Origin of the sequence: Buchnera aphidicola (Eriosoma lanigerum) (assembly GCF_964059125.1) — a bacterium.
Classification (GTDB): domain Bacteria; phylum Pseudomonadota; class Gammaproteobacteria; order Enterobacterales; family Enterobacteriaceae; genus Buchnera_D; species Buchnera_D aphidicola_C.
This window is the reverse complement of sequence record NZ_OZ060395.1, coordinates 23743-41844: the sequence shown is the minus strand read 5'-3', so window position 1 is coordinate 41844 and position 18102 is coordinate 23743. Positions and strand designations below refer to the sequence as shown.

Annotated in this window: 8 protein-coding genes; 4 read left to right on the top strand and 4 right to left on the bottom strand. The window is 24.6% G+C overall.

Annotation, left to right across the window (positions count from 1 at the left end):
• Positions 1–27 precede the first annotated feature (27 nt).
• The 4 genes from rplL to purH all read left to right on the top strand — a co-directional run bounded on the left by rplL (position 28) and on the right by purH (position 11109).
• Positions 28–393: a 50S ribosomal protein L7/L12 gene (rplL, locus tag AB4W75_RS00150; RefSeq protein ID WP_367679452.1), complete on the top strand. Its 366-nt coding sequence runs from the start codon at positions 28–30 to the stop codon at positions 391–393.
• A gap of 268 nt (positions 394–661) precedes the next feature.
• Positions 662–4693 carry a DNA-directed RNA polymerase subunit beta gene (rpoB, locus tag AB4W75_RS00145; protein WP_367679451.1) on the top strand — a complete coding sequence of 1344 codons (4032 nt, stop codon included), beginning with the start codon at positions 662–664 and terminating at the stop codon, positions 4691–4693.
• An 86-nt stretch (positions 4694–4779) separates the two neighbouring features.
• Positions 4780–9033, top strand: a complete 4254-nt coding sequence (gene rpoC / locus AB4W75_RS00140) for a DNA-directed RNA polymerase subunit beta' (RefSeq protein WP_367679450.1) — start codon at positions 4780–4782, stop codon at positions 9031–9033.
• A 489-nt stretch (positions 9034–9522) separates the two neighbouring features.
• Positions 9523–11109 carry a bifunctional phosphoribosylaminoimidazolecarboxamide formyltransferase/IMP cyclohydrolase gene (gene purH / locus AB4W75_RS00135; protein WP_367679449.1) on the top strand — a complete coding sequence of 529 codons (1587 nt, stop codon included), beginning with the start codon at positions 9523–9525 and terminating at the stop codon, positions 11107–11109.
• 209 nt (positions 11110–11318) lie between these two features.
• Here purH and metE read toward each other — a convergent pair whose 3' ends face one another.
• The 4 genes from metE to ftsY all read right to left on the bottom strand — a co-directional run bounded on the left by metE (position 11319) and on the right by ftsY (position 18013).
• Positions 11319–13595: a 5-methyltetrahydropteroyltriglutamate--homocysteine S-methyltransferase gene (gene metE / locus AB4W75_RS00130; protein ID WP_367679448.1), complete on the bottom strand. Its 2277-nt coding sequence runs from the start codon at positions 13593–13595 to the stop codon at positions 11319–11321.
• Between the two features lie 892 nt (positions 13596–14487).
• Positions 14488–15294 (bottom strand): Cof-type HAD-IIB family hydrolase, encoded by an 807-nt coding sequence (locus tag AB4W75_RS00125; protein WP_367679447.1) that lies wholly within the window; start codon positions 15292–15294, stop codon positions 14488–14490.
• A gap of 383 nt (positions 15295–15677) precedes the next feature.
• Entirely contained in the window at positions 15678–16535 is an 858-nt protein-coding gene (gene rpoH, locus AB4W75_RS00120; protein WP_367679446.1) for an RNA polymerase sigma factor RpoH, read from the bottom strand.
• A gap of 284 nt (positions 16536–16819) precedes the next feature.
• Complete coding sequence (gene ftsY / locus AB4W75_RS00115) at positions 16820–18013, bottom strand: signal recognition particle-docking protein FtsY (protein WP_367679445.1); 1194 nt, start codon at positions 18011–18013, stop codon at positions 16820–16822.
• Positions 18014–18102: the final 89 nt, after the last annotated feature.

Here is an 18102-nt window from a genome sequence, read left to right as displayed (position 1 = left end):
TTTAAATTTTCTTTAGGAAAAATTTATATGTTACTTACAAAAGAACAAATTATTGATGCTATATCTAATATGTCAGTTATGAATGTTGTAGAACTAGTATCTGCTATGGAAAAAAAATTTGGTGTTTCTGCTAATTTATCCATAAATTCACAAACAACTCAAAATACTGAAAAAGAAGAAAAAACTGAATTTAATATATTTTTAAAATCTATTGGTAGAAACAAAGTATCTGTAATTAAAGCTGTTCGTAGTGCTACTAATTTAGGTCTAAAAGAAGCTAAAGATCTTGTCGAATCTGCACCAGTAATGATAAAAGAAAATTTGAATAAAGAAGATGCTGATTTGTTAAAAAAAACTTTAGAAGCAACAGGAGCTGAAATAGAAATACAATAAAAAAATAATTTATATCTTAGTTTATTTACAATATTGGCTGGTAATAATTAGTTGCCAGCCTTGATTAAATAAAAGTAATATTTATTATAAAAAATAATATTTTCATTAAGATATTAATTATATTGAAAATTAAATGATCAAAAATATACTTAATTTTACTATAATTAATTTAATATAATTAAATTATTAATACATCTCAGAATACAGTACTTTTTATTATATTTTATGATAAGCAGTTTAAAACTTATCAGGCTAACTGAGGAACCCCATGGTTTACTCTTATACTGAAAAAAAAAGAATTCGAAAAGATTTTGGAAAACGTCCAAAAGTATTAAATATACCATATTTATTATCTATTCAACTTGATTCTTTTCAAAAATTTATTAACAAACATAATTCTAATCCTTCTGGATTAGAATCCGCTTTTCGTTCTATATTTCCTATTAAAAGTTATAGTGGAAATGCAGAATTACAATATGTCAGTTATCGTTTAAGTAATGCTATATTTAATGTAAAAGAATGTCAAATTCGAGGAATCACTTTTTCTGCTGCTCTAAGAGTAAAATTAAGGTTGGTTATATATGAAAAAGAAACTTTAGATACAATTGTTAAAGATATAAAAGAACAAGAAGTATATATGGGAGAAATTCCATTAATGACTAATAATGGTACTTTTATTGTAAATGGAACTGAAAGAGTTGTAGTATCTCAATTACATCGAAGTCCAGGTGTATTTTTTGATAGTGATAAAGGTAAAACACATTCTTCAGGAAAAGTATTATATAATGCTAGAATAATTCCATATAGAGGATCATGGTTAGATTTTGAATTTGATCCTAAAGATAACTTATTTGTTCGAATTGATCGTCGTAGAAAATTACCGGTAAGTATTATTTTAAAAGCTTTAAATTACAACACTGAAAATATTTTAGATATTTTTTTTGAAAAAACAGTATACAAAATATTAAACAATAATACAATTCAAATGGAATTAATTCCAGAACGACTCAGAGGTGATACAGCTTCTTTTAACATTACATACAAATCTAAAATATACGTTGAAAAAGGACGTAGAATTACTGCTCAACATATTAGAGAATTAAAAAATGATCAAGTAACAAATATCATAGTTCCAATTGAATATCTTGCAGGAAGAATTATATCAAAAAATTATATTAATTTATATACTAATGAAACGATTATATCAGCAAACATGACATTATCTATTAATATAATAGAAAAGTTAATTCAATCTGGACATAAAACTATTGAAACTATTTTTACTAATGATTTAGATCATGGACCATATATTTCAGAAACATTAAAAATTGATCCTAGTAAAGATAAATTAAGTGCTTTAATAGAAATTTATCGTATGATGAGACCAGGAGAACCTCCTACTAAAGAAGCAGCTGAATATTTATTTAATAATCTATTTTTTTCTGAAGAAAAATATGAACTATCTTCAGTAGGAAGAATGAAATTTAATCGATCTTTATCAAGAACGAATACCGAAGGATCGAATACATTAAATAAATTAGATATAATTGATGTTATTAAAAAATTAATTCATATTCGAAATGGAAAAGGAGAAGTGGATGATATTGATCATTTGGGAAATAGAAGAATTCGATCAGTTGGAGAAATGGTAGAAAATCAATTTCGAGTTGGATTGATTAGAGTAGAAAGATCTGTTAAAGAACGATTATCTTTAGGTGATGTGGATACATTAATGCCACAAGATATGATTAATGCTAAACCAATTTCTGCAGCTATTAAAGAATTTTTTGGATCTAGCCAATTATCTCAATTTATGGATCAAAATAATCCATTATCAGAAATTACTCATAAAAGAAGAATTTCTGCATTAGGAATAGGAGGATTAACTAGAGAAAGAGCAGGATTTGAAGTCAGAGATGTACATCCAACACATTACGGTAGAGTTTGTCCAATTGAAACTCCTGAAGGACCGAATATAGGATTAATTAATTCTCTATCTGTATATGCAAGAACTAATGAATATGGATTTTTAGAAACACCTTATAGACAAGTTATCAATGGAGTAGTAACTGATAACATTCAATATCTTTCAGCTATTGAAGAAGGAAATTATACCATTGCACAAGCAAATACTAATTTATTTCCTGACGGAAAATTTATAAATGATCTTGTCACTTGTAGACATAAAGGAGAATCTAACTTAATTCATAAAAATCAAGTCCAATATATGGATGTTTCTACTCAACAAATCGTTTCAGTAGGAGCTTCTTTAATACCTTTTCTAGAACATGATGACGCTAATCGGGCATTAATGGGAGCTAACATGCAAAGACAAGCTGTACCTACATTAATTTCAGAAAAACCACTAGTTGGTACAGGTATGGAACGTTCTGTTGCAGTAGACTCAGGAGTTACATTAATAGCTAAAAGAGGCGGTGTAATTAAATATGTAGATTCCTCTAGAATCGTTATAAAAGTAAATGAAGAAGAAAGTACCGTTAAAGAATCAGGAATAGATATTTATAATCTAACAAAATATACTCGATCTAATCAAAATACCTGTATTAATCACAAACCATGTGTATATTTAGGAGAAAAAATAAAAACTGGTGATGTATTAGCAGATGGACCAGCTACAGATTTAGGAGAATTATCTTTAGGACAAAATATGCGTGTAGCTTTTATGCCTTGGAATGGATATAATTTTGAAGATTCGATACTTATTTCAGAAAAAATAGTACAAGAAGATCGATTTACTACAATACATATTCAAGAGTTATCTTGTATAGCGAGAGATACAAAATTAGGAGCAGAAGAAGTAACATCTGACATTCCAAATATTGGAGAAGCAGCATTATCAAAATTAGACGAATCAGGAATCGTATATATCGGTGCGGAAGTAAAAGGAGGAGATATTCTTGTAGGAAAAGTGACCCCTAAAGGTGAAACTCAACTTACTCCTGAAGAAAAATTATTAAGAGCAATTTTTGGAGAAAAAGCATCAGATGTAAAAGATTCTTCATTAAGAGTACCTAACGGAGTATCTGGAACTGTAATTGATATACAAATTTTTGTTCGAGATGGTGTAAAAAAAGATAAAAGAGCAATTTCAATTGAAGAAATGTTATTAAAAAAAATAAAAAAAGATTTAAGAGAAGAATTTAAAATATTTGAATCTGAAATTTTTTCTAATGTTCAAGTAATATTATTAAAATCAGGGATACAAAAAGAAAATTTTATTTTTTTACCAAAAGAACAATGGATGTCAATTAACTTACATAACAAAAAAAATAATGAATTATTATTATCTTTATCTAAACAATATAAAACATTAAAAATAAAATTTGAAAAAAAATTAGAAAATAAAAAGAACAAAATTACTCAAGGAAATGATCTTGCTCCAGGAGTATTAAAAATAGTTAAAGTTTATTTAGCTGTTAAACGTCATATTCAACCAGGTGATAAAATGGCTGGAAGACATGGAAATAAAGGTGTAATTTCTAAAATTAATCCAATAGAAGATATGCCATATGATGAAAACGGAGAACCAGTAGATATTGTATTAAATCCATTAGGAGTACCTTCTCGTATGAATATCGGTCAAATCTTAGAAACACATTTAGGAATGGCAGCTAAAGGTATTGGAAATAAAATTAATGCAATGATTAATCAAAATAAAACAATATTCGAATTACGTCAATTTATTCAAAAAGCTTATAATATTGGAAATAATCTACGACAAAAAATTAATTTATCTCATTTTTCTGATCATGATATTTTAGTATTAGCAAAAAATTTAAAAAATGGAATGCCAATATCTACACCAGTATTTGATGGTGCACAAGAAAGTGAAATAAAACAATTATTACAATTAGCAGAATTACCTACTTCTGGTCAAATATCTCTTTTTGATGGAAGAACAGGAGAAAAATTTGAACGTCCAGTTACAGTAGGTTATATGTATATGTTAAAGTTAAATCATTTAGTAGATGATAAAATGCATGCTAGATCTACTGGTTCATATAGTTTAATTACTCAGCAACCATTAGGTGGAAAAGCTCAATTTGGTGGACAAAGATTTGGAGAAATGGAAGTATGGGCTTTAGAAGCATATGGTGCTTCATATACTTTACAAGAAATGTTAACAGTAAAATCAGATGATGTTAATGGTAGAACTAAAATGTATAAAAATATTGTAGATGGTAATCATCAAATGGAACCTGGTATGCCAGAATCATTTAATGTACTATTAAAAGAAATACGATCTCTGGGAATTAATATTGAACTAGAAGATGAGTAAATAATTAAACATCCATGTTATTACAAGGAATCCTGTTGAATCAAACTGGATTCCTTGTTTCGTTTCACTTTAATGGGAACTAATTTGTGAAAGATTTGCTTAAATTTTTAAAATCACAAACTAAAAAAGAAGAATTTGATTCAATAAAAATTGAACTTGCATCACCAGATATGATTCGTTCTTGGTCTTATGGGGAAGTTAAAAAACCAGAAACAATTAACTATCGTACTTTTAAACCTGAACGAGATGGACTATTTTGTGCAAGAATTTTTGGTCCAATAAAAGATTATGAATGTTTATGTGGTAAATATAAACGATTAAAACATCGTGGTGTAATTTGTGAAAAGTGTGGAGTTGAAGTCACACAAAGTAAAGTTCGAAGAGATCGAATGGGTCATATTGAATTAGCTTCACCTACAGCTCATATTTGGTTTTTAAAATCTTTACCTTCTCGTATTGGATTATTATTAGATATGCCATTAAGAGATATTGAACGTGTATTATATTTTGAATCTTACGTAGTAACTGAAGGAGGAATGACTAATTTAGATAAAAATCAAATTTTAACAGAAGAACAATATTTAGATGCATTAGAAGAATTTGGAGATGAATTTGATGCAAAAATGGGTGCTGAAGCGATTCAATATTTATTAAAAAATTTAAATTTAAAACATGAATGTCATATTTTAAGAAATGAGTTACATGAAACAAATTCTGAAACTAAAAGAAAAAAAATAACTAAAAGGATAAAATTATTAGAGTCATTTATTCATTCAAATAATAAACCAGAATGGATGATTCTAACAGTATTACCAGTATTACCACCAGATTTAAGACCATTAGTTCCATTAGATGGAGGAAGATTCGCCACTTCTGATTTAAATGATTTATATAGAAGAGTTATTAATCGTAATAATAGACTGAAAAGATTATTAGAACTTGCTGCTCCAGACATTATTGTTCGAAATGAAAAAAGAATGCTACAAGAATCTATAGATGCTTTACTAGATAACGGTAGGAGAGGAAGAGCAATAATTGGTTCTAATAAAAGACCTCTTAAATCTTTAGCTGATATGATCAAAGGGAAACAAGGAAGATTTAGACAAAATCTTTTAGGAAAAAGAGTAGATTATTCAGGTAGATCTGTAATTACTGTAGGACCATATTTACGTTTACATCAATGTGGATTACCAAAAAAAATGGCTTTAGAATTATTTAAACCTTTTATTTATGGTAAATTAGAAGTTCGTGGTTTAGCTACAACTATTAAATCAGCTAAAAAAATGGTTGAAAGAGAAGAATCTGTAGTATGGGATGTTTTAGATGAAGTTATCAGAGAGCATCCTGTTTTATTAAATCGTGCTCCTACATTACATCGACTAGGTATTCAAGCTTTTGAACCTGTTTTAATTGAAGGAAAAGCAATACAATTACATCCTTTAGTTTGTGCTGCATATAATGCTGATTTTGATGGCGATCAAATGGCAGTACATGTTCCTTTAACATTAGAAGCACAATTAGAATCTAAAGCTTTAATGATGTCTACAAATAATATTTTATCTCCAGCCAATGGAGAACCTATTATAGTTCCTTCTCAAGATGTTGTTTTAGGTTTGTATTATATGACTAGAGAAAAAATTAATGGAAAAGGAGAAGGAATGATTTTAAGTGGACCAGAAGAAGCTGAAAAATCATATCGAACAGGATATACTGAATTACATTCTATAGTAAAAGTATTAATAACTGAATACACAAAAAACAAAAAAGAAATAATAATTTCAACAAAAAAAATAATCAAAACTACTATTGGAAGAGCTCTGTTATGGATGATAGTTCCTAAAGGATTACCATTTAGTATGGTTAATCAAGTTCTTGTAAAGAAAACAATCTCAAAAATGTTAAACACTTGCTATCGTGTATTAGGTTTAAAATCAACTGTTAATTTTGCTGATCAGATTATGTATACTGGTTTTTCTTATGCTGCTCGTTCTGGATCATCAGTAGGTATTGATGATATGGTAATTCCTGCTAAGAAATCGTCTATTATTTCTGAAGCAGAAACAGAAGTAATTGAAATACAAGAACAATTCCAATCAGGTTTAGTTACTGCAGGAGAAAGATATAACAAAGTTATTGATATTTGGGCAGCTGCAAATGAACGAGTAGCTACAGCTATGATGAAAAATTTGTCTACTGAATTACTTTATAATAATAATGGTAAAATAGAAAAACAAACTTCTTTTAATAGTATTTTTATGATGGCGGATTCAGGTGCTAGAGGTTCAGCTGCTCAAATTAGACAATTGGCTGGTATGAGAGGACTAATGGCAAAACCTGATGGATCTATTATTGAAACTCCTATTACTGCTAATTTTCGAGAAGGATTAAACGTATTACAATACTTTATTTCTACTCATGGTGCTAGAAAAGGATTAGCAGATACAGCATTAAAAACTGCTAATTCAGGTTATTTAACTCGTCGTTTAGTTGATGTTGCTCAAGATTTAGTAGTAACTGAAGATGATTGTAAAACTCAAGAAGGATTAATTATGACTTCTCTTATTGAAGGTGGAGATGTTAAAGAACCATTAAGAGAACGAGTACTAGGAAGAGTATTAGCAGAAGATGTCTTTAAAATAAATTCTTCTATTGTATTAATACCAAAAAATACATTACTAAATGAAAAATGGTGCAATATATTAGAAAAATGTTCAATTGATAATATTAAAGTACGTTCAGTTGTGCATTGTGAAACTAATTTTGGTGTATGTTCTTATTGTTACGGTAGAGATTTAGCTAGAGGTAATTTAGTTAATAAAGGTGAAGCAATCGGAGTAATTGCAGCTCAATCTATTGGAGAACCAGGAACACAATTAACTATGAGAACATTTCATATTGGAGGAGCGGCTTCTAGAGCAGCAACAGAATCAAGTGTTCAAGTAAAAAATAAAGGAATATTAAAACTATATAATATTAAATCAGTTAAAAACTCTATTGGAAAAATTATAATTACATCAAGAAATGTAGAATTAAAAATTATTGATGAATACGGTAGAACTAAAGAAAGTTACAAAGTACCCTATGGAACCATTATGGCAAAAGAAGACGGAAACACAGTATACTCCGGAGAAACTATTGCAAAATGGGATCCTCATACTATGCCAGTAATAACAGAAGTAAATGGATTCATACAATTTATTGATATGATAGAAGGACAAAGTATTATTAGACAAACTGATGAATTAACAGGATTATCATCTATTGTTGTATTAGATACTGCTGAACGCACAACCACAGGAAAAGATTTTAGACCAGCTTTAAAAGTTGTTACAGATCATGGTGAAGATGTACTTATTCCTGGAACAGATATGCCAGCTCAATATTTTTTACCTGGAAAAAGTATAGTACAATTAGAAAATGGAGTAAAAATCACTTCTGGAGATACATTAGCAAGAATACCACAAGAATCAGGTGGAACAAAAGATATTACAGGTGGTTTACCAAGAGTAGCAGATTTATTTGAAGCACGTAGACCAAAAGAATTAGCTATTTTAGCTGAAATAACCGGAATTATATCATTTGGAAAAGAAACTAAGGGAAAAAGAAGATTAATTATTTCTCCAATTAATAATGAATATGAATCTCATGAAGAAATGATTCCAAAATGGAGACAATTAAATGTTTTTGAAGGAGAAAAAGTAGAAAGAGGAGATGTTATTTCAGATGGTCCAGAATCTCCTCATGATATTTTACGTCTAAGAGGAATACAATCAGTTACTAGGTATATTGTGAATGAAGTACAAGAAGTATATCGTTTACAAGGTGTTAAAATTAATGATAAACATATTGAAGTGATAATAAGGCAAATGCTTCGTAAAGCAACAATAATTGATAAAGGAGATTCCAACTTTTTAGATGGAGAACAATTAGAATATTCAAAAATTAAAATTGAAAATAAAAAATTAACACAATTAAATAAAAATATAGCAATTTTTTCTAGAGATTTACTAGGAATTACTAAAGCATCTTTAGCTACAGATTCTTTTATTTCTGCAGCCTCTTTTCAAGAAACTACACGTATTTTAACAGAATCAGCAGTGGCAGGTAAAAAAGATGAATTACGTGGTTTAAAAGAAAATGTTATAATCGGTAGATTAATACCAGCTGGTACAGGATATGCCTATCATAAAAATAGATTTAATCGAAAAAACAGAAATATGAATTATGATTCTCAACAAAATAAAAGTAATCAGCAAATTAGTGCTGAAGAAGCTTCCGCAAGCTTATCAGAATTATTAAACGCCAATACTTCTAATATAATAAATAAAGAACATATTTAAAATATATATTTATATTTACTACTATGAGGAGTGTTTTATACTCCTCATATCATGAAGTTGATGATAGAAATAAATAATTATGTTAATAGTTGATAATTTTATCATTAATTGATTAAATTTAATAATGTTTGAAATTCAATTTAAATTGCAGTGTTTTTTAAAATTACAAATATTATTATATTAAAATATATAATTTATTTTAATTTAAAGTTTATAAAATATTTTTAATGAATATTAAATATTATTATGTAATAAAATTATTATATATATAATTTATTAAAATAATTAGACATTATAAAAAAAATAAAATTTATGTTTATTTTAAAATAAAAATAAATTTTATTTATATAAATTATAAATCTGTTTTTTAATTATATTAAAATATAATAAATTAAAATATTTATGTATTTTTATATAATTTTTAGTTTTGTTATTACAAATAACATTGTATTTATTAATATATGCTTATATATAAAAGAAACAAAATACATGAATACATTTAAATTTGTAAAATATGCTCTCATTAGTGTTTCTAATAAATTTGGAATATTAGAATTCGCTCAATCATTAATTAAGAGAAATATCAAAATATTATCTACTGGAAATACAGCACAACTTTTTAATAAACATAATATTCCTATTACAAATATTTCAGAATATACAAATTTTCCAGAATTAATGAATGGAAAAATCAAAACTTTACATCCGAAAATACATGCTGGAATTTTATTTCAAAGAAATCAAGAAGATGATATTATTAAATTATATAATATTATTCCTATAGATATTGTTATTGTAAATTTATATCCATTTTCTGAAAATAGTTTTAATATCAATGCAAATTTAAATAATATGACAAATTATATTGATATTGGAGGAAATGCTTTAATTCGTGCAGCAGCTAAAAATTATCGAGATGTAATGACTTTGATTGATCCATCTGATTATCAAATGGCAATTAATTTACTTGATTCTAATAATAATATTTTTCCAATAGAAAATAAATTAGTTATGGCCTGTAAAGCATTTGAATATACTAGCCAATACGATACTGATATTTGTCATTTTTTTAAAAAACAATACAATCAAACTACAAAAGAACAGCTTAATGTAGATTATTTTCCTAAATATTTTTATATTAATCTTATAAAAAAACAAGAATTACGTTATGGTGAAAATCATCATCAAAAATCAGCATTATATTTAGATAGTAATCAAAAATCAGGAGATTTAATCTCTTATAAGCAAATTCAAGGAAAAAAATTATCTTTAAATAATTTATCTGATGCAGAAATAGCGTGGGAATGTGTAAAAACTTTTGATCAACCGGCTTGCGTAATAGTTAAACATGGAACTCCATGTGGTGTATCAGAAAATATATCTTCTTTAGAATCTTATGTTCAAGCATATAATTGTGATCCTATATCTGCTTTTGGAGGTGTTATAGCATTTAATCAATTAGTTGATTCTATCACAATTAAAACTATAATTAATCAACAATTTGTTGAATTAATTGTAGTATATAAAATTACAAATAATGCATTAATGATATTAAAAAATAAAAATAATATCAGAGTCTTAATTTGTCCAAGTATAAAAATAAATAATGCTAGATGGAATATAAAACAAATCAACGGTGGAATAATTATTCAAGATTGTGATGAATCTAAAATTTGTAACAAATTTTGGAAAATTGTAAGTAAAAGAAAACCTACTCAAATTATATATGAAGATGCTATTTTTGCCTGGAAAGTTGTAAAGTTTGTAAAATCAAATGCTATAGTATATGTTAATAATAAAAAAACTATTAGTATAGGTTCAGGTCAAACTAGTAGAGTTGATTCAACCAAAATAGCTAATTTAAAATTGATAGAAAAAAAACTAAAAACAAAAAACATTGTTATGGCTTCAGATGCATTTTTTCCTTTTAGAGATAATATTGATATAGCAAAAGAAATAGGTGTGGATTGTATTATTCAACCAGGTGGTTCAATTCGTGATCAAGAAATTATTGATGCTGTAAACGAATTTAATATGGTGATGATTTTTACTAATAAACGTCATTTTAAACATTAGTTATTAATGTCTATTTCTTATAGATTAACATTAATTAATATTATATTAATTAATATAACACATGAATCAATATAATTATTAGTATTAAGTAATATGATAATTGCCGTTAAAAAAATTCGTACTGAGTTGGATAGTGTGTAATTGTATATAAAAAAAGAGGATGCTTTATTAATATAATATAATTAGCATCCTCTTTTTGTTATATACAATTACACACTATCCAACTCAGTACGAATTTTTTTAACGGCAATTATCATATTACTTAATGCTTGTATTGTTTCTTTCCAGTTTCTAGTTTTTAAACCACAATCAGGATTAACCCATAATCTATGAATCGGAATATAATTCAATGCTTTTTTTAATAATTTTTCTATCCATTCTACTGTAGGTATATTAGGAGAATGAATATCATATACTCCAGGTCCTATTGAATTTAGGTATTTAAAATCCTTAAAAAATTCTAATAATTCCATATCAGAACGAGAAGTTTCAATAGTGATTACATCTGCATCTAATAATGCAATTGAACTCATAATATCATTAAATTCACAATAACACATATGAGTATGAATTTGAGTATCATCATCAACTCCAGAAGAAGCTAATTTAAAAGCATTAACAGACCATGATAAATAATCATTCCATAAACTTTTACGTAATGGTAAACCTTCTCGTAAAGCTGGTTCGTCAATTTGAATAATTTTAATACCTGATTGCTCTAAATCATGTACTTCTTCTCGTAAAGATAGAGCAATTTGTTTAGCAATAATTTCTTTTTCTATATCTTCTCTAGGAAAAGACCATAATAATATTGTCATTGGACCAGTCAACATACCTTTAACTGGTTTTTTTGTTAAAGATTGTGCATATTTTGCCCATTTTATAGTCATTGATGATGAACGACTAACATCTCCTACAATAATAGGTGGTTTTACACAACGAGAACCATAACTTTGAACCCATCCATTAATAGTAAAAACAAATCCATTCAATTGTTCACCAAAATATTCAACCATATCATTTCTTTCAGGTTCACCATGTACTAATACATCTATATTTAATTTTTCTTGTTCACATATGATTTTTTGAATATAATCTGAAATAGATTGATTGTATTCTTGAAGACTAATTTGATTTTCTTTAAAATTTAAACGTAATTTTCGAATATCTTTAGTCTGTGGGAATGAACCTATAGTAGTAGTAGGTAAAATTGGTAACTGAAATTTATCATTTTGTATTTTTAACCTAATAGAATATTCACTTTTACGATGTAATTGTTTTTCTGAAATAGAATTTATTTTTTCTTGTACTTCTATATTATTAACAAAAGTAGAATATTTTCTTTCATGTATAGCTGAACTCCATATATTAATTTCATTAGTACAGTCTGTATTTAAAGCATGAGATAACAAAGATAATTCAGTACACTTTTGAACAGCAAAAGAGAACCAATTTTTAATTTTTTTATCTAATTTACGTTCAACATTGATATCTATAGGGACATGAAGTAATGAACATGAAGTACTTAACCATAAATTACTACGTTTAATTAACATTGGTTGTATTAATTTAAACCATTTGATTAAATTAGTTTTCCAAATATTTCTACCATTAATAACACCTAAAGATAAAATCCAATCTTTCGGTAAAACACTATTTAATTTTAATAAATCATATTTTCCAAATATAACATCAATATGTAATCCTTGGATCGGTAATTTTTGAATAATGTTTAAATTATGATTAATTTCATCAAAGTAAGTAGTTAATAATAATTTTACAGATCCATATAAATAATTATAAGCAATAGAAAAAGATTGTTTCCATAAATCAGGTAATTCTAATACTAAAATAGGTTCATCAATTTGGACCCATTCTATGTTTTTTTTTGCTAATTTATCTAAAACTTGTTTATAAATTGGTAAAATTTTATTTAATAGTTCTAATTTATCAAAATGTTCACCTTTAATTTTTCCTAACCAAAGATATGTTAATGGACCTAAAATTATAGGTTTAACTTTATGATTTAACAATAAAGCTTCTTCTACTTCTTGTAATAATTGTTTCCAAGTTAAACTAAATTCTTGATCTTTAAAAAATTCTGGTACTATATAATGATAATTTGTATCAAACCATTTTGTCATGTCTGATGCATAAGCAGATTTACCAGTAGGAGCATGACCTCTAGCAATACGAAACAATGTATCTAAAGTTACTGATTTATCATTATTTTGATGTCTTTTTGGAACATTTCCTAATAACATACTAGTACTTAATACATGATCATACCAAGCAAAATCTCCAACAGATAAAAAATTAATATTTTTATCTATTTGATTAATCCAATTATCATGTCTTATTTTGTATCCAACAGATAATAATTGTTGTTGAGTACATTGATTACTCCAATATTTTTCTTGAGCATATTTTAACTCTCGATTTAATCCAATTCTAGGAAAACCAAGAATATGATTTAAAATAGTCATAATAGTCATCTCTATAATTATAATATTAATTACGTAATTAATTACATTACGTTTTAATATTAAATGTTGTATTCTAAATTTAATTACAATTAACAAATGAAATACTACACTAATTAAATAAAGTAACATTACGATCAAAATGTAGTATTTTAAAAATATAATTAAAAATAATAAATATATTTTTACCTACAATAATAAAAGTATATCAAATACAATCAATATTGTCTCATTAATTACACATATAAAATAAAATAAATCAAATAATAAATATATAATATATCATTTATATTCGTTTAAAAAAAATTATTAACATTTTTTATAGCATAATATCATTTATTATATATAATATTCATCGATAATATATATGTTATCTTAAATACAATCACTATAAATAATGTAATAGATTACATAATATTATTTAACCAATCGTTTTTTATTAAATATTATTTTTTATTGAAAATAATTTTATTATTAAGTAAATTACAATATAAAAAAATATTTTTATTTATTATTTAATAATGAAACAAAAATATTGTATTATTTTAATAATATTTGAATAAATTTTATTTATCTTTGATTAAACATACTACTTTGAATTATATTAATAATTATTAATAGTTATTAAAATTAAACATTTTTAATATATATATATTTTTAGTAGATTTAACTTATTAAATTAAAATATTTATTTTAAAATTTACTAATAAAAAGATCTAAAGATAATATAAATATTAAAAATATAGCAATAGTAATTACATTTCAAATTTTATCAAAAAAAAATAGAAAATTATTCCATAACAAATTTGATATAAAATCTTTAAAATCTAATATATTTAATGTCCAGATATTATAATCTGTAAAAAAATTTAATATAATAATAAAATATATAAATTTACGTAAATTGATATAAATTACGTAAGTAATGTGCTACCCCATCTTCATTATTATTACCAATAATTTCTAAATTTGGTAAAATTGATTTTAAACGAGGGTCAGCATTATTCATAATACATCCTTTTCCAGACATGCTAAGCATATCTTGATCATTCATCCCATCACCAAATGTAATACAATGATTTAATGAATATCCTAAACGTTCAGCAACAAACTTTAATGCTAATCCTTTAGATATACCTTTCGGAACAATTTCTAAACATTCTGGAAACGAAAAAAATATATTAAAAAATTTATCACTCCATATATGAAGAATCTCTTTTTTTAATAATTCTAATTTTTTAATATTATGAGAAGTAAAAAATATTTTATTAATATTCATAAATGTTAATTTATTTAAATTTAAAATTTTAAATTTTAAAAATAAATTATTACAAAATTTATGTTTGTTAAATTGATTTGAATGAATATACCATTGATTAGTACAATATAATTGAGTAACAATATCTATGTCTATATATCTAATAGTACATAAAGACATAACAATATTTTTTTTTAAGAATCGATTAAATATTAATTTTTTATTGTTATCATATATTTTTGCTCCATTAGATGTAATCATATATGATTGTATATTTAATTCATCACTTAACTTAAATACATCAATATGATGTCTACCAGTTGCAAAAACAAAATGTAGACCTTGAGAAGTTAATGATAATAATGTTTTTTTAGTAAAATCAGTAATTTTATATTTAGATGTTAATAGTGTACCGTCTAAATCAGAAGCTACAATGTTATACATAATCACTCGATAATAAATTATTAATTATATTTTTTTAATATTTTAGTACAATTTAAATTACATATATAAATTATTAATAATAATATTAATTCTTTATATAATAATTAAATTTTTATTACGAAATGACAAAATTATTAATTAAAAACTATATATTACTTATAATTCATATAAACATTTTTTTAAATATCAATAATTATTGATATTTAAACTAATATCGAAGCATCAACAAAATATATAATAGATTATTTTGCTGACGCTTTTTAGATAAAAAAAAAATTTCTATTATTTATATAAAATTATATATATATATTCTAAAAATGATTATTAAAATATTAAATTTAATTATTTCAATTAATATCAATAAAATATATTTTTTACAATATTTATGTTTCTATTGCTATTCTTAATTTTTTCATAGCATTTTTTTCTAATTGTCTAACTCGTTCTGCTGAAATTCCATAATCGTTAGCTATTTTTTGTAAAGTAATTTTATTAGTATTGTTTAACCATCTAGCATAAATAATTTTTCGACTCCTTTCATCTAATCCTAATAATGCATGATTAAGTTTAATAGATGTATGTTTTTCCCAATTATTTTCTTCAATCAAATGAGCAAAATTTGAAGTATTATCTTTAAGATATGACATAACAGATGTAGATTTTCCATCCATTGTCTCTTCTTCTGGGTTTACATGTAGATTAACATCTTGTGCTGACATGCGAGATTCCATTTCTCTTACATCTGCACTACTTACTCCTAATTCTCGAGCGACTACATCAATCTCTAATTGATTAAACCAACCAAATCGTTTTTTAGTTTTTCTTAAATTAAAAAATAATTTTCTTTGTGATTTAGTAGTAGCAATTTTAACTATTCTCCAATTTCTTAATACATACTCATGTATTTCAGATTTTATCCAATGCACAGCAAAAGATACTAACCTTACTCCTATCTCTGGATTAAATCTACGAACTGATTTCATTAATCCTATATTACCTTCTTGAATTAAATCTGCTTGAGGCAAACCATAACCAGAATAATTTCTTGCTATATGTATGACAAAACGTAAATGAGATAAAATTAATGTTTTAGCTGCATTTAAATCACTATGAAAATATAATCTTTTAGATAACATTTGTTCTTCTTCTAGTGATAACATAGGCCAAGAATTAGCTAATCTAATATAAGATTCTAAATTTCCTAAAGTAGTGATTTGAAATTGATTTTTTGTATCATTCATTTAATATCTTATTGTAACAAATTATAACATAATTAAAATAAATTAAATTAAGATAATTATTATTATAAATAAATAACATTAATAAATATGATATATTATTAAACATTATTTGTAATATACTTATTATATTAATTGATTAATATTATTAATGTTAAATTTTAAATTAATCGCATTATTAATTATTTTTATTTAACAAATTACATGATATTTAAATTTATAAAAAATAAATAATATTAATACTGTTGTGTTAATAAAAAAATAATTTATTTATTAATTTAATATATTTAATATTTTTCATAAAATAAAGCATCAATAAAATCTTTACTATTAAATTCTCTTAAATCTAGTTCTTTTTCTCCAATCCCAATATAACTAATTGGAATTTTAAAATTATTAGCTAAAGAAAAAATTACTCCTCCTTTAGCAGTACCATCTAATTTAGTTAATATTATACTAGTAATTCCTAAACATTCATGAAATAATTTAGTTTGTGTTATTGTATTTTGTCCAGTACATGCATCAGTTACTAGTATAATTTCATGTGGTCCATTATTGAGTTTTTTATTAATAACTTTCTTAATTTTTTTTAATTCTTGCATTAAATATAATTTATTATGTAATCTTCCAGCTGTATCTATGATTAAAATATCTGTTTTTTTTGAAATAGAGATATCTATAGCATTAAAAATTATAGCTGATGGATCCATATTTTCATGAGAAGAAGAAATCACTGGTATATCATTTATTTGCTTTCCCCAAGCTTTTAATTGATCAACTGCAGCTGATCTAAATGTATCACCTGCTACTAACATAACAGATTTACCTTGTGTCGTATATTTTTTTGCTAATTTCCCAATTGTAGTTGTTTTACCTACTCCGTTTACTCCTACAACTAATATAACAAATGGAATAATGTTGCTATTATATTGAATTGGTTTTTCCACTTGTTTTAAAACCTCTAACATTTCTTCTTTAAGTATTTTAAAAATTGTATTAAAATCATTTATTGTTTTAACATTTAGTCTTTTAGTAATTTTTTTTATAATATAATCACTTGTATCTATATTAATATCAGATGTTAGTAATTTCTCTTCTAATTGTTCAAAAATAGAATCATCAATCTTTTTTCTTTTAAAAAAATAACTAAAATTATTACTAAATTTTTTACTAGTATTATATAAACTATTTTTAAGTCGAGAAAAAAAATGAATATTTTTATTAACTTCATGATAATTTGAAGTATGATTAATTGAATTTGAAAACGTTTTTATTTCTGTTAAGTTTTCACTGTTTACTTGTTGATTAAATATATTTGTATTTATAATATTATTATTTGTTTTAATACTATTAGTATTGTTATTTAAGTTACTTTTTTTGGTATGAATTAAATCATTTTTTTTTTTTATTTTAGATTGAATATTAGATGTACTTTTTTTTAGTTTAAATAAAGAAAAAAAACTTTTTTTATTTTCAGACATAAAGATTCCTTGTGTAATAATTATAAATAAAATATTCAAAAAAAAATAATTTTATTGTAATATATTAAATATTTTGAATATATTATAAT

Bases quoted from the DNA above. Each gene is read 5' to 3' on its own strand.
- rplL (WP_367679452.1), top strand. From the start codon at position 28: ATGTTACTTACAAAAGAACAAATTATTGATGCTATATCTAATATGTCA.
- rpoB (WP_367679451.1), top strand. From the start codon at position 662: ATGGTTTACTCTTATACTGAAAAAAAAAGAATTCGAAAAGATTTTGGA.
- purH (WP_367679449.1), top strand. From the start codon at position 9,523: ATGAATACATTTAAATTTGTAAAATATGCTCTCATTAGTGTTTCTAAT.
- metE (WP_367679448.1), bottom strand. From the start codon at position 13,595: ATGACTATTTTAAATCATATTCTTGGTTTTCCTAGAATTGGATTAAAT.
- AB4W75_RS00125 (WP_367679447.1), bottom strand. From the start codon at position 15,294: ATGTATAACATTGTAGCTTCTGATTTAGACGGTACACTATTAACATCT.
- rpoH (WP_367679446.1), bottom strand. From the start codon at position 16,535: ATGAATGATACAAAAAATCAATTTCAAATCACTACTTTAGGAAATTTA.
- ftsY (WP_367679445.1), bottom strand. From the start codon at position 18,013: ATGTCTGAAAATAAAAAAAGTTTTTTTTCTTTATTTAAACTAAAAAAA.